Raw genomic sequence first — 14105 nt, forward strand, 5'->3', positions numbered from 1 at the left:
CTCCGGGATTGCCGAATGGGGGTGCTGGGTACGGACCGCGTCTAGGTCGGCCGATTTGCCGGATAAGGGGTCTTGAGCAGGATCAGCAGCCCGACACCCAAAAAGGCGATGAGCGCCATCATGCCGATGCGCGCCGATCCGGTGGCAAGCGTGATGGTCGCCACCGATGCGGGGGCAAGGAACGAGGTTGCCCGGCCGGACAGGGCATAGAGCCCGAAATAGCGCCCGGCCTCATCCGGACTGACGCTGCGCGCCATGTAAGATCGGGAAGAGGCCTGCACCGGTCCGAAAGCGAGACCGACCAGAAGACCGAAAATGATGTAGGCTTTTTCCGCCGCCGTGCCGAACAAGCCGCCGGAATCAGCGGTCGACAAGGGTAAAAGGCCAAACAGCGTAAAGCCTGGGCCGGTGGAAACGATACCAACCGTCGCCACGACAAGGCAGACGAGGCTCATGACCACGATCCGCTTGGAGCCGAGTTTCGCATCAAGCCGGCTGGCATAGAGGCAGCCACCGATGGCGACAATGTTGAGGATGATGCCGTAGACGCCAAGCTCGACCGTTTGCCAGGCGAACATGCCGGCTGCAAATGTTCCGCCAAGGGCCAGCAGCCCGTTGACGCCATCCTGGAAGATCATGCGCGCCACCAGGAAGCGCAGGATGCCGCCGCGGTGGCGCAGGGTGCCTAGTGTCTCCTTCAGCTCTCTCAGCCCTGCCCGCACAGCCTTTCCCGCCGGCAAGGTTCCCCTTGTCGCATCGGGCGTGAAAAAGAACATGGGCAGGATGAAGAGAAAATACCAGGCCGCCGAAATCGGGCCGGTCACCCGGGCGTCGGCCCCGGTTGCAGGGTCGAGCCCGAACAGTGGCGGAATGCCGAGGATTGTTTTGCCGGATTCCGGGTTTGCTGCCAGCAGGGCGACGACGATGATCAGGACAATCATGCCACCGAGATAGCCGAGGCCCCAGGCGATGTTCGAAATTCGACCAATCTCTTTTTCTGCGACCAGACGCGGCATCATTGAATCGTTGAAAACGATCGAAAATTCTGCAGCGACAGAGGCCAGAATGATGAAGACCAGCGGGTAGAGCATCGACGAGCCGGGCACCGCAAACCAGAGCCCGGCCAGCGAGGCGATCTTGATCACCGCGAAGAACGCGATCCAGGGCTTGCGCGGACCGGTGGCATCGGCAATCGAACCGAGAACCGGCGACATGATGGCGATGATGATGCCGGAGATTGTCAGCGTATAGCCCCACATCGCCTGGCCATAGGCCGGATCATCCGTGAGCCGGGAAACGAAATAGGGCCCGAAGATGAAGGTGACGATCACCGTAAAAAACGGCTGGGCCGCCCAATCGAACAGCATCCAGCCACCCAAGCCGGCTTTTGAGACCTTTGGCCGTGGGCTGGCGTGTTCCGTCGTCATGCTCTGCAAAAGCCTCTCCCTCGTCCGACGCATCGTCCTGCGACGTTTCAACCCGGCTCATGAACAGGGAGAAATTCCGTTCGTACAGGCGCAACCTCGCCGGAGCGCACCGCGATGCGTCCCGACAGCGAAGGACTGTGTCATCTCGTCCTGTTCTGTGCAAGATCGCTGAGGAGGCCTGCGGCGACGGTGATCTTGGCCAGCGTCGTTTCCCCGGTTTCAACGAGCTGGTTCAGTTGCTCGCTGATCCGCGAGATCCGGTCCCGATCGCTGTCGTGCCATGCCTGTATCGGGTTCTTCTCGCTCTTTTTGTCGGCAAGCGCCGCAATGGTGATATCGCGCCTGGCATTGGCGATGTCGCCGATGCTGCGCGACAGCGCCATGGCCTCATATTGCTCGGTGGCCGACACGCGGTCTGCTGCAGCAAGCAAGCGCGCGATGCGCAGGCTTTGCGTCACGCCGAAATAGCTGAGCGCGGTTCGGGCGAGCGTTACCCCTGTCTCCGCAGAAATCTGCATGATTTCCGGCACCAGGGTCATCATGAACAGATCTGCGATCTCGTCGGCCAAGGCTTGCGGCACACCGCGTTCGACAAACGCGGCGGACTTCTGCCGGGCTTCGGTGGCGGCATCCTCGGGAATCGAGGCGTGCATGCCGGGCCGCAATTTTTGCAGCGCCTGCCGCAGCTTGTCGACAGCAGCCTCGAGCGGGCCCGAGATCGCGCGGGTGCGCAGGGCGCGTTCCGTGACGATCGCGAAAATCCGCCCCGCTTCCTGATAGAGTGCGTTCTGCACCGTGCCGCTGACCACGGTATCGAGGGCATCGATTTCGGCATAGATCCGCGGCAGGTCGTAGCCGTCGCGGGCGAGGATCGACGCCTTGACGACGTCGGCTGGCATGAAGCCCGTCTGGTCCATCAACGTGCTGACAAAAGCCGGACCGCCGCGGTTGATGGTGTCGTTGGTCAGGACGGTGGCGATGATTTCCCGGTGCAACCGGTGGCCCTCAATGTCCTGTTCATGCGCCTTGTGCATCTTGACGGGGAAATAATTGCGCAGTGTCGTCAGGAAATAGGGGTCGTCGGGCAGATCGCTCTGCACGAGTTCCTCGAACAGGACCAGCTTGGAATAGGACAGAAGCACGCCGATTTCCGGGCGGGTCAGGGCGCGCCCGGACTGGTAGCGTTCGCTCATCACCTGATCGTTGGGCAATGTTTCGACCTTGCGGTTGAGCTGTCCGTCTGCCTCCAGCCGTGTCATCAGCCGCGCCAGCGGTGTGCGGTTGGCCGGGCCCTGCATTTCGGTGAGCGAGATCGCCAGCGATTGTTCATAATTGTTGCGCAGCACGAGGCCGGCGACTTCGTCGGTCATCGAGGCAAGCAGCGTGTTGCGTTTGGCGCGCGTCAGGCGGCTGTCGCGCATGGCCGAGGCGAGCGCGATCTTGATATTGACCTCGACGTCGGAAGAATTGACACCAGCCGAATTGTCGATGGCGTCGGAATTGCAGCGTCCGCCCTTCAGCGCAAAGGCAATGCGGCCCTTCTGCGTGACGCCGAGATTGGCGCCCTCGCCAATGACCCTGGCGCCAACGTCATCCGCAGCGATGCGGATCGGATCATTGGCGCGGTCACCGACTTCGGCATCGCTTTCGCTGGCGGCGCGGATGTAGGTTCCGATACCGCCAAACCAGAGCAGGTCAACCGGGTGTTTGAGGATTGCCGTCATGATCTCGAACGGTGTCGCCTGGCTCTTGTCGATGCCGATCGCCGCCATTGCCTCCGGCGTCAGCTTGACCGATTTTTCGGAGCGCGGAATGATCATCCCGCCCTTGGAAATCGTCGCCCGGTCATAGTCCTGCCAGGAGGAGCGCGGCAGAGCGAACATGCGCTTACGCTCGGCAAAGGATCGTTCGATATCCGGATCAGGATCGATGAATATGTCGCGGTGATCAAAGGCGGCGATCAGGCGGATTTTTTCTGACAACAGCATGCCATTGCCGAAGACGTCGCCCGACATGTCGCCGACACCGGCAACGGTGAAGGGCGTTGTCTGGATGTCGATGTCCATCTCGCGGAAATGTCGCTTGACGGTTTCCCAGGCGCCGCGCGCGGTGATGCCCATCTTCTTGTGGTCATAGCCGACCGAGCCGCCGGATGCGAAGGCGTCGTCGAGCCAGAAGCCGGCGTCCTGCGCCAGGCCGTTGGCCGTGTCTGAGAAGGTCGCCGTGCCCTTGTCGGCGGCGACGACGAAATAGGGATCATCGCCATCGAGCCGCAGCGTGTTTTCAGGCGGCACCACGTCCGCACCGACAATATTGTCGGTGATCGACAAAAGTGTGCGGATATAGGTCTTGTAGGCCTCGGTACCGGCCTTGAAGATTTCGTCGCGCGTGCCGCCGAGCGGCAGTTGCTTCGGATAGAAGCCACCCTTTGCGCCGACAGGCACGATGACTGCGTTCTTGACCTGCTGCGCCTTGACCAGGCCCAGCACCTCGGTGCGGTAGTCCTGAGCCCTGTCCGACCAGCGCAGGCCGCCACGCGCCACCTTGCCGAAGCGCAGGTGCACGCCCTCGACCTCGGTGCCGTAGACGAAGATCTCGCGGAAAGGTCTGGGTTCCGGCAAGCCTTCCAGCTGCTTCGGGTCGAGCTTGACGGCAATCAGCGCCGGCGGGTTGCCCTCGGCGGTGCGCTGGAAATAATTGGTCCGCAGCGTCGATTGCACGGCATTGACGTAGCGGCGCAGGATCTGGTCCTCGTCGAGGCTCGGCACATTGGCGAGTGCATCCTCGATGCCGCCGAGCAGCGCCTGCAGGCGTTTCGCCCGCGGCTTTTCCTCTAACGCCGGATCCATGCGCGTCACGAACAGCCTGACGATCTCGGCTGCAATCTCAGGATATTTGTTCAGTGTATCGGCGATATAGCCTTGCGAATAGGTAATGCCGGCCTGGCGCAGATAGCGCGCATAGGCGCGCAGAACCGTCACCTCGCGGGCGTTCAGGCCGGTAAGCAGGATAAGCCGGTTGAAAGCGTCGTCCTCGATCGTTCCGTTCCAGGCGGCGAGAAAAGCCTCCTCGATCAACGGTCCGGCCTTGGCAAGATCAAACACCTTGCCGTCTCGGTGGATCAGTTCCATATCGTGCAGGACGACAAGCCGTTGATCGCTCGAAGGCGTCTTCACGCTGATGTCATGGGTCTGCTCGCTGATCACCCGGAAGCCGAGGTTTTCAAGAAGCGGCACGCGACGCGACAGCGAGACCGGCTCGCCGGCATGGAAAATCTTCAGTTCCAGCGCGTCCGCCAGCTTGCTGCGCTTCTGGTAGAAGGAAATCCGGATCGGGTCTTCGGCAACGCAGGCGGCAATTGCCGGCAGGTCTCTATAGGCTTCGGCCGGGGTGAATGCCGCCTGGTAGGCCTCGCCAACGCTGATCGCGACATCGTCATGAGCCGACAAAAGCCTGAAGCGATCACTCCACCGGGTGACAATGTCGCGCACAGCCTCTTCCAGCCGCGCCTGGGCAATGCGTGGTGTCTTGCCGTTGGAACGACCGATGATGAAGTGTACGCGGGTGAGGCCGCCTTCCGGAAAAGCCGGGTAATAGGCTGAGACGCGGCCGTCATACACGGTCTTCAGATAGGTACCGATCTTTTCGCGAATATCGGAATCATACTGTTCACGCGGCACATAGACAATGACGGAGACGAAACGGTCGAAATGGTCGATGCGCGGCAGCACCCGGATGCGCGGCCGGTCGCCCAGTTCGTTGATCTGCTCGCAGAAGCTGGCGAGAAGGCTGACGTCGATCTGGAAGAGATCGTCCCGCGGATAGGATTCCAGCGTGTTCATCAGCATCTTGCCGGAATGGCTCTGCGGATCGTAGCCGAACCGATCGACGATCTTTTCCACCTTGAAGCGCAGCAGCGGAATTTCTGATGCAGGGCGGGTATAGGCAGTCGATGTGAACAGCCCGACGATCCGCAACTCGCCGGTCACGTTTCCGGCCGCATCGAAGCGCTTGACGCCGATGTAATCCATGTAGGCGCGGCGATGGATGATGGATTTCACGTTCGCCTTGGTGACGATCAGGAAATCCGGCCCGTTCAGGAAGGCAAGGATTTCCGGCGTGGTCATCACGGCGTCCTTGCCCTGCCGCAGAACGCGCATGTCGGGATTGGACAGGATGCCGAGCCCTCGCCCGTCGCCCCGCTCTACCGTGGCATTCTCGCCTTTGCCGGAATAGGTGTATTCGCGCATGCCGAGAAAGGTGAAATTGTTGGCGCGCAGCCAGCGCAGGAAGGCCAGCGCCTCGTCCCGATCGTTCTTCTTGCGCGCGGAGCCTTGGCTTTCCAGTTCGTGCATCGCATGGTCGAGCAGAACCGTCATCTGGTTCCAGTCGCCGACGGCCTGATGCACTTGTTCCAGCACGGTGGCAACGCGTTCCGTCAGCGATTGTGCATCGCTCTCGGAAAGCTTGGACAGATGGATCTGGATATGGCTGAACCGGTCTGCCGGATCGCTCTTCTCCTCGGGATCGAAAAGCCTTGCCGGCTTTCCATCCTCGACGACGACGATCGGGTGGATGGCCAGATGAATGTCCCTGTGGGTGCTCGTTACTTCACCCATCACCGAATCATACAGAAACGGCATGTTGCGGTCGGTGATGGACAGTACGGAGACGTCATCGCCGGCCGGTGCGACGCCTTCGATGGTTTTGACGCTGATCACGGGGCGATCGTCGCGGGGCTGCGCAAGCGTGTTCTGCGCATGAGCGGCCGTCAGAGCCAGCATTTCGGGGGTATAGGCGTCGAGGTCATCGCTGCTTGCCCTTCCGAACAGGATTTCGGGGGAAACGATTTCCAGGCCCAAGGATTTCGCTGCCTCATTCACCGCTTCGAAATGCTTGTCCCGTTTCGGGTTGTGTTTGGTGCCCACGACAGTGTCTCCCCCTAATCACGATCGCCGGAATCTATCAGAAGAATGGTGCATGGCGATGGATTTCTGTTCCGTTTGGTTCGAAAATCGCCGCAGATTTCATTACATTTTGAAAAAGACAAACAGATTTCTCCGGTTTTGGACGGGAAAGGTCAATTCGACTGATATTGTACCTGTTCCCGTCAGCGTTGCTTTCGCAGACACAGTTGACAGGGGTACGACGGTCGGCGATCAGGGAGCGTGCAACGATTGGAAAGTGCCCATGTCCGAGACTGCAGCCGGCGCCGTCATCGTCATTTCCAGCCATGTCGTGCGGGGAACAATTGGAAATCGCGCCGCGGTCTTTGCACTGGAAAGCCTCGGCTATCCGGTCTGGGCGCTGCCGACGGTCATTCTTCCCTGGCATCCGGGGCATGGTCCTTCGACGCGCGTCACCATCGGCGCGGATGATTTTTCCCGTATGATCGATGATCTCATCGCCTCGCCCTGGATCGGCGAGGTCAAGGCGGTGCTGTCAGGCTATCTCGGTGCCCCGCATCAGGTGGAGGGTGTCGCTCGTCTGGTTGAGGCGCTAAAGCAGCGCAATTCCGGGTTTTTCTATGCCTGCGATCCGGTGATCGGCGATGAGGGCGGTCTTTACGTGCCTGAGGCGACCGCTGTCGGCATCCGCGATCGTCTCCTGCCGCTTGCCAGCCTGGCAACGCCCAACCGTTTCGAGCTTGCCTGGCTGTGTGGCGGTGCGCCGCTGGAAACCAATACGGCGGTTCTGGAAGCGGCGCTGTCGCTCGGTCCGCCGCGCATGCTGGTCACCTCTGCGGTGGCCATGATGGCGGGCGGGACCGGCAATCTCTATCTGACCGGAAACCATGCTCTTCTGGCAGAGCACAGGCTGATCGAAAATCCACCGAAAGGAACCGGCGATCTGCTCGCCGCCGTTTTCCTTGCCCGGATTCTCGAAGGCCTTAGCGAGGAGCGGGCCCTGCAGATGGCCACGGCCAGCGTCTTCGAGGTGATCGCCCGCACGGCGCGCCGCGGTGCCGATGAGTTGACGCTCGAGCAGGATGTTTCCAGCCTGTCGACGCCGATGGCGATGGTGCAGATGCGACGCCTGATGCATCCCGGGCAGGTCCGGCGCCGATAGGCGTCAACGGAACAATTCCCGAATTTGGAATCGATGGGAAGCGCCACCATGCAGCATCATTGTGGTGCTGCGGCGCCCGTGGCGCCAGGTTTGCGGCGAATCGCGACAGCCGTCAGCTTTGCTCTGAAGGCGATGCGGCAGGCTTTGAATTTGAATGCACTGCACTGTAAAAGGCGATAGACAGGAGCGGGTGCGCAGGTCGCCCATCCTCAACATGCGGGGTAATCGAGGAATATGAGTTTTCCGGATCATTTGCTCAACGGCTATCGTAATTTCATGACGGGCCGTTTCAACGAGCAGCAGCAGCGCTACAAGGTTCTGGCGGAATCGGGACAGAAGCCCAAAACGCTGATCATTGCCTGTTGTGACTCGCGCGCCGCCCCGGAAACGGTTTTTGACAGTGGTCCCGGCGAGCTTTTTGTCGTCCGCAACGTTGCCAATATGGTCCCGCCCTATGAGCCGGACGGACAGTATCATTCGACGTCCGCCGCCCTCGAATTTGCCGTCCAGTCCCTGCGCGTCAGCGATATCGTGGTTATGGGCCATGGTCGCTGTGGTGGCATCAAGGCTGCCCTCGATCTCGATTCGGAACCGCTGTCTCCGGGTGACTTCATCGGCAAATGGATGAACCTGCTCAAGCCCGCCGCCGAGCAGATCCAGAGCAACAATATCCTCACCCCTGCCGAACGCCAGCGCGCCCTGGAGCGCGTTTCGATCCGAAATTCGATCGCCAATCTCAGGACATTTCCCTGCGTCAGCATTCTTGAAGGTCGCAGCAAGATCCGGCTGCATGGCGCCTGGTTCGATATTTCCACCGGGGAACTCTGGGTGATGGATCCAGCCACCGGCGATTTCCTGCGACCGGGTCTATGACAAGGGCGGCGTAAACACTGCCCGATCCTATGCGTTTTCGCGTGGCAGCATCGGGTCGGTTACATCTGGCGCAGTTGCCAGCGAAGCCTGGCTGTCTGCCGAAACCACCGATGTTGGCAAGGGCGTTCCGCGCTTGCGTTCGCGTGCCAGCGTCAAGAGCCCGGAGAGAACGATGAGCGCGATGCCCGCTGCCATGGGCAGGTCGATCGTGTCGTCGAAAAAGAGATAACCGAACAGGATCGCCCAGATCATCTGGCTGTATTGCGGCGGTGCGACGAGATTGGCCGGCACCATCCGCGCGGCATTCATCAGAAGCACGTTGCCGAGCGCGCCGAGCAGGCCGTAACTTGCCAGGAACAGCCATTCCATCGGCGTTGGCGGCGTGAAACTGGACAGCATCAGCGCACCACTGACGATCAGGGTTCCGAGCAGGACCGATCCGTAGAGTGACAGGCGTTTCTCCCCCGGACCCATGGCACGCACGATGACGATCGCGATTGCGCCGGCGACGCCACCCACGGCGGCGGCCAGATGGCCGACTGAAAGCTCCCGGAAGCCGGGCCGCAAGACCACGAGAACGCCGATAAAGCCGAGGATGACGGCGGCCCAGCGCTGCCAGCGTACGTCTTCCTTGAGGAAGACGACCGAAAGAATGGTCACAAAGGAAGGCAACAGGAAAAGAAGCGAAAAGGCTTCCGCCATCGGCAATTTGGTAAAGGCGACGATGGAGGCGATGGACCCGATCGCGCCGGCGGCAAAGCGCAGCAGCCAGAGGCCGCGGTTGGATGTCCGCACGAGGTCCGTCCAGCGATCGTCTGCGGATTTCAGGAACGGCACGGCCGCAAAACCGAGCACGGCGCCGATAAAGGCGACCTCATAGGCCGGTAGCGCATCGTTCAAGGCCTTGATCGATGCGTCGCTGAAGGCATAGACGGCATAGGCGAGAAACGCGACAGCGATTCCGTTGGCCGAAGACGACATGCGGGTCATGCGAATAAGCCCTTGTCGGCTCAGCCGCCGTCGATTTCGGCGCCGATGATGGCGATCGCCTGCTGGTAGACGCTGGCTGCGTTCCAACCCTGGATCGCACCGAAATTGGCCTGTCCGGGCTGATAGCCGCCGCCGGCACTCCAGCCGTGACCGCGCAGGAAGTTGGCCGTCGAGGTCAGTGCATCCGCCTTCGAGCGAACCATGTCGACGTGGCCATTGCCGTCGCCATCGACACCGTATTTCAGGACGTTGGCCGGCAGGAACTGCGTCTGGCCGATTTCGCCATGGGCCGCACCGCGTGCCGTCGGGCTGAGATCGCCGCGCTGCACGAGTTTGAGCGCTGCATAAAGTTGTTCGGTGAAGAAGCCCGAGCGGCGGCAGTCATAGGCCAGCGTCGCAACAGCCGACAGCGTGTGTTCCTTGCCGAGGAAGCCGCCAAAGCCGGTTTCCATGCCCCAGATCGCCAGAAGCGGACCCGGCGGCACACCGTAGCGGCTTTCGATCGACTTCAGCAGCCCCGCGTTCTGCGCCTTCATCTTCTTGCCGCGCGAAATGATCGCCGCCCCGCCCCGCTTCTGCATGAACTGGTTCAGCGAGAGCTTGAAGCTCTTCTGGCCGCGGTCCGCCCGAATGGTGGCCTTGGCATAGGAAACATTCGCGAAGGCCTTGTCGAGCACAGAAGGATTGATGCCGTTGCCGGCGGCCTCCTGCTTGAAGTCCTGCACCCAGGCATCGAAGCCGCTTGCAGTGTTGCCGCATTGTGCAGCCGTCGCCAGAGAAGGCATGGCGATCGACGCCAGTAGAGCCGTGAAACCTGCCAGTGCGCACTTTGCCTTGTGCATGAAAAACCTCGTGATCGCCAGAATCTGAAAGAGTATTGCAGGATGCCAGTCTTTTCAGTGCCTGTCACGATGCGCCCGGTATCACGCGCATTCACATGTTTCACGTGAATCCTCGCCTAAAATACCGTTTCTCGTGTCGTTCGCCCTGAAATCAAGCAAGCCCCGCAGTTCGTGTGTAACGAAGCATGCGGGGCTTTTATTGGTTAAAACTTTATAATTCCTGATCAGGCCGCCTTTTTCTTTGCGGTGATCAGGCCGCGATTGACGAGAAGCTCGGCAATCTGGATGGCGTTCAGGGCTGCACCCTTGCGCAGGTTGTCGGAAACCACCCAGATATTCAGGCCGTTCTCGACGGTCGCGTCCTCGCGGATGCGGGAAATGTAGGTCGCATCTTCGCCGGCGCATTCGTAAGGCGTCATGTAGCCGCCGTTTTCATGCTTGTCGACGACGAGGCAGCCCGGGGCTTCGCGCAGGATGTCGCGGGCCTGATCGGCGGTAATTTCGTTTTCGAATTCGATATTGACCGATTCCGAATGGCCGATGAAAACCGGTACGCGCACGGCCGTGCAGGTCACCTTGATCTTCGGGTCTAGCATCTTCTTGGTTTCGGCCAGAACCTTCCATTCTTCCTTCGTATAGCCATCTTCCATGAAGCTATCGATATGCGGAATGACGTTGAAGGCGATGCGCTTGGTGAACTTCTTGCTCTCCATGGGATCGGCGACGAAAACGGCGCGCGTCTGGTTGAAGAGTTCGTCCATGCCGTCCTTGCCGGCGCCGGACACCGACTGGTAGGTCGAGACGACGACGCGCTTGATCTTGGCGAAATCATGCAGCGGCTTCAGCGCCACGACGAGCTGCGCCGTCGAGCAATTGGGATTAGCAATGATGTTGCGGCGGGTGAACATGGCGATCGCGTCGGGGTTCACTTCCGGAACGATCAGCGGCACGTCCTGATCGTAGCGCCAGGCCGAGGAGTTGTCGATGACGACGCAGCCCTGCGCGGCGATCTTCGGTGACCACTTTAACGATACGGCGCCGCCGGCCGACATCAGGCAGATATCCGTGTCGGAGAAGTCGTAGTTTTCGAGGTTCTTCACCTTCAGCGTCTTGTCGCCGAAGGAAACTTCTGTGCCCTGGCTGCGGGCCGAGGCCAGCGCCACGACTTCATCGACCGGAAAGCCGCGTTCCTCGAGGATGTTCAGCATTTCGCGTCCGACATTCCCGGTCGCGCCTGCAACGGCAATCTTGAAACCCATTGTCTTGCTCTCTTTCTTCATCTCTCCGCGGGGCTGGGGAGAAACCCGCCGGCCAACGGCGCGGGCTTCATGTCCCCGGCCAGACCGGGGAGAGAGCGGCGGACCAGAGACGTCAGACGGTTTTCGTCGTCGTTTTGGCCGTTGTTTTGGAAAAATTCGGGAAATAGCGACCCTGCCCGGCAACAAATGCCGGGGCGATCAGCGCAGCGATGGCAAAACCAAAACGGTGCATTGCGTGTCCCTTTTCCGCTGCTGCTCATACCCTTTTCTGGCGCAGAGTCAAGGCGGGAAGGATCGAACCACCCGTCTTCGCCGACCCGGATGTCCCGGCCGTCAAGTCCTGCAGCCAAAGTCCGCCTGCCAAAGGACTGGCCATCCTTGCAGCAGGAACACCGGCTCCGGAGCGCGCCGCATCAGGGCAAAGGCGCTGGCATGCGACTTTTGTCTTACGACCAATCGTGGGCTTGGCACGTCGCGCACGTAAACTAGTCTGGCCCGTCTAGATGGAGGAAAATGTGCCTTGGGGGAGCGGTTCTACCGTCAATGGCACTATGGGGCCGATTGCAAGGTCGGCGAACAAGGAGGAGGCATTAAATGGCAATGGCACAAACGAACGCGGGGGATCGCTCGCGCCCCATGACGGGAGAGGAGCGGAAGGTCATCATGGCCTCTTCCGCCGGCACGATTTTCGAATGGTACGACTTCTATCTCTACGGTTCGCTCGCCGCGATTATTGGCGCACAGTTCTTCACCGCCTTCCCGGAAGCCACCCGCAACGTCTTTGCGCTTCTGGCTTTCGCTGCCGGCTTCATCGTGCGTCCTTTTGGCGCTCTGGTCTTTGGTGCGCTCGGTGACATCGTCGGCCGCAAATATACCTTCCTGATGACCATTCTGATCATGGGTCTGTCGACCTTCCTGGTCGGCCTGCTCCCGTCCTACAACAGCTGGGGCGCTGCTGCGCCGATCATCCTGATCATCCTGCGCATGTTGCAGGGGCTGGCACTCGGTGGCGAATATGGTGGTGCTGCGGTCTATGTGGCCGAACACGCCCCCGCCAACCAGCGTGGCTACTTTACCGCCTTCATCCAGACCACGGCGACCCTAGGTCTGCTGCTCTCGCTCATCGTGATCCTCTCGGTACAGGGTTACATCAACGGCAACTGGGCGCCGACAGCGGTTCTCGATGCGGCCGGCGCGGTTGTGATGAACCCCGACGGCACGGAAAAGATGATCAAGGCCTTCGATCTGTGGGGCTGGCGCATTCCCTTCCTTGCTTCGATCGGCCTGTTGCTCATCTCGCTGTATATCCGCCTGCAGATGAACGAATCCCCGGCCTTCAAGAAAATGAAGGAAGAGGGCGCTGCGTCCAAGGCGCCATTGCGTGAGGCTTTCGGAACCTGGAGGAACGGCAAGGTCGCCCTGATCGCCCTGTTCGGCCTCGTCGCCGGTCAGGCTGTCGTCTGGTATTCGGGCCAGTTCTACGCCCTGTTCTTCATGCAGAATGTGATCAAGATCGACAGCTTCACCGCCAATGTTCTCGTGGCGTGGTCGCTGATCCTCGGCACCGGCGGCTTCCTGTTCTTCGGCGCGCTTTCGGACCGTATCGGCCGCAAGCCGATCATTCTCGCAGGATGCCTGATCGCAGCCCTCACCTACAACTTCGTCTTCCCGCTTTTGACCCAGACGGCGAACCCAGCCCTCTACGCGGCGCACCAGACCCCAGTCACGGTCACCGCCTCGCCAGAAGACTGCTCGTTCCAGTTCAATCCGACAGGAACGGCCAAGTTCACCTCGTCCTGCGATATCGCGAAAGCGACCCTCGCTCGCACGTCGGTGAATTACACGACCGTTGAAGATCCTGCGGCAACCGTTGCCCAGGTCAAGGTCGGCGATACGGTCATCACCGCCTATGACGCCGCTGTACTGACCGGCGACGATCTGAAGACAAGCACGGCTGCCTTCACCAAAGGCGTCAATGATGCACTGACGGCCGCGGGTTATCCGCTGTCGGCCGAGGCGAACACAACCGTGGCCCGTGCCCAGAACTTCTTTGATATCTTCACCGGCCAGAAGATCACGATCGTTCTGATCCTGACCTATCTGATCCTGCTTGTGACGATGGTCTATGGACCGATCGCTGCCATGCTGGTCGAAATGTTCCCGACCCGCATCCGCTACTCCGGCCTGTCTCTGCCCTATCACATCGGCAATGGCTGGTTCGGTGGCCTGATGCCGGCAACAGCCTTCGCCATCTCGGCGCAGACCGGCAACGTCTATGGCGGCCTCTGGTACCCGATCATCATTGCGGGTGCGACCGTCGTCATCGGCATTCTCTTCGTGCCGGGCAACACGCACAAGAAAGATATCTTCGCGGACGACTAGACATCGTTGTACAGGCTGGCCTTCGGGCCAGCCTGTTGATTATAGGCTTTACGACCGACAGCAGTTTTCAGGGACACGACGCCGTGGTTATCGCCGCAGCGTCGTGTTTTTGCGTGTCGTATCCATGGTGCGCAAACGAGGAATCGTGTTTTTCAGCGCATCCCTGTTCGGAAGAGGACATGATGTCGTCCTGCGATGCAGGGTCGAGCCTTCACAGCAGTCGACGTCTGTCGCCTGCAGCAGATCGTGCCGTCAAAGAGGCC

General features: G+C 60.5%; 8 protein-coding genes. 3 read left to right on the plus strand and 5 right to left on the minus strand.

Going from position 1 to position 14105, the window contains the following annotated elements; genetic code table 11:
• Positions 1–41 precede the first annotated feature (41 nt).
• On the minus strand, positions 42–1427 hold the full coding sequence (locus AX760_RS22515) for an MFS transporter (protein WP_083531294.1): 1386 nt from the start codon (positions 1425–1427) through the stop codon (positions 42–44).
• 140 nt (positions 1428–1567) lie between these two features.
• Positions 1568–6355, minus strand: coding sequence for an NAD-glutamate dehydrogenase (locus AX760_RS22520; protein ID WP_071835255.1), 4788 nt, complete (start codon positions 6353–6355; stop codon positions 1568–1570).
• Positions 6356–6617: 262 nt separating this feature from the next.
• On the opposite strand from AX760_RS22520, the gene pdxY reads away from it, so the two are divergent.
• The gene (gene pdxY / locus AX760_RS22525) at positions 6618–7496 is read left to right on the plus strand and encodes a pyridoxal kinase PdxY (RefSeq protein WP_071835256.1); all 879 of its coding nucleotides are present in this window, start codon (positions 6618–6620) and stop codon (positions 7494–7496) included.
• A 234-nt stretch (positions 7497–7730) separates the two neighbouring features.
• Complete coding sequence (locus tag AX760_RS22530) at positions 7731–8369, plus strand: carbonic anhydrase (RefSeq protein ID WP_071835257.1); 639 nt, start codon at positions 7731–7733, stop codon at positions 8367–8369.
• Positions 8370–8396: 27 nt separating this feature from the next.
• On the opposite strand, the gene AX760_RS22535 is transcribed toward AX760_RS22530, so the two are convergent.
• The 3 genes from AX760_RS22535 to AX760_RS22545 all read right to left on the minus strand — a co-directional run bounded on the left by AX760_RS22535 (position 8397) and on the right by AX760_RS22545 (position 11460).
• The gene (locus tag AX760_RS22535; RefSeq protein WP_071835258.1) at positions 8397–9359 is read right to left on the minus strand and encodes a DMT family transporter; all 963 of its coding nucleotides are present in this window, start codon (positions 9357–9359) and stop codon (positions 8397–8399) included.
• 20 nt (positions 9360–9379) lie between these two features.
• Entirely contained in the window at positions 9380–10201 is an 822-nt protein-coding gene (locus AX760_RS22540; protein ID WP_071835259.1) for a lytic murein transglycosylase, read from the minus strand.
• Positions 10202–10425: 224 nt separating this feature from the next.
• On the minus strand, positions 10426–11460 hold the full coding sequence (locus AX760_RS22545) for an aspartate-semialdehyde dehydrogenase (protein ID WP_071835384.1): 1035 nt from the start codon (positions 11458–11460) through the stop codon (positions 10426–10428).
• A 594-nt stretch (positions 11461–12054) separates the two neighbouring features.
• On the opposite strand from AX760_RS22545, the gene AX760_RS22550 reads away from it, so the two are divergent.
• Entirely contained in the window at positions 12055–13842 is a 1788-nt protein-coding gene (locus AX760_RS22550; protein ID WP_071835260.1) for an MFS transporter, read from the plus strand.
• The last annotated feature ends 263 nt before the right edge of the window (positions 13843–14105 follow it).

The sequence above is a fragment of the Pararhizobium antarcticum genome, from assembly GCF_001885585.1.
Lineage (GTDB): Bacteria > Pseudomonadota > Alphaproteobacteria > Rhizobiales > Rhizobiaceae > Pararhizobium > Pararhizobium antarcticum.

Coding starts and splice junctions, on each gene's coding strand:
- AX760_RS22545 (WP_071835384.1), bottom strand. CDS start 11,460: ATGGGTTTCAAGATTGCCGTTGCAGGCGCGACCGGGAATGTCGGACGC.
- AX760_RS22550 (WP_071835260.1), top strand. CDS start 12,055: ATGGCAATGGCACAAACGAACGCGGGGGATCGCTCGCGCCCCATGACG.
- AX760_RS22535 (WP_071835258.1), bottom strand. CDS start 9,359: ATGACCCGCATGTCGTCTTCGGCCAACGGAATCGCTGTCGCGTTTCTC.
- AX760_RS22515 (WP_083531294.1), bottom strand. CDS start 1,427: ATGACGACGGAACACGCCAGCCCACGGCCAAAGGTCTCAAAAGCCGGC.
- AX760_RS22530 (WP_071835257.1), top strand. CDS start 7,731: ATGAGTTTTCCGGATCATTTGCTCAACGGCTATCGTAATTTCATGACG.
- pdxY (WP_071835256.1), top strand. CDS start 6,618: ATGTCCGAGACTGCAGCCGGCGCCGTCATCGTCATTTCCAGCCATGTC.
- AX760_RS22540 (WP_071835259.1), bottom strand. CDS start 10,201: ATGCACAAGGCAAAGTGCGCACTGGCAGGTTTCACGGCTCTACTGGCG.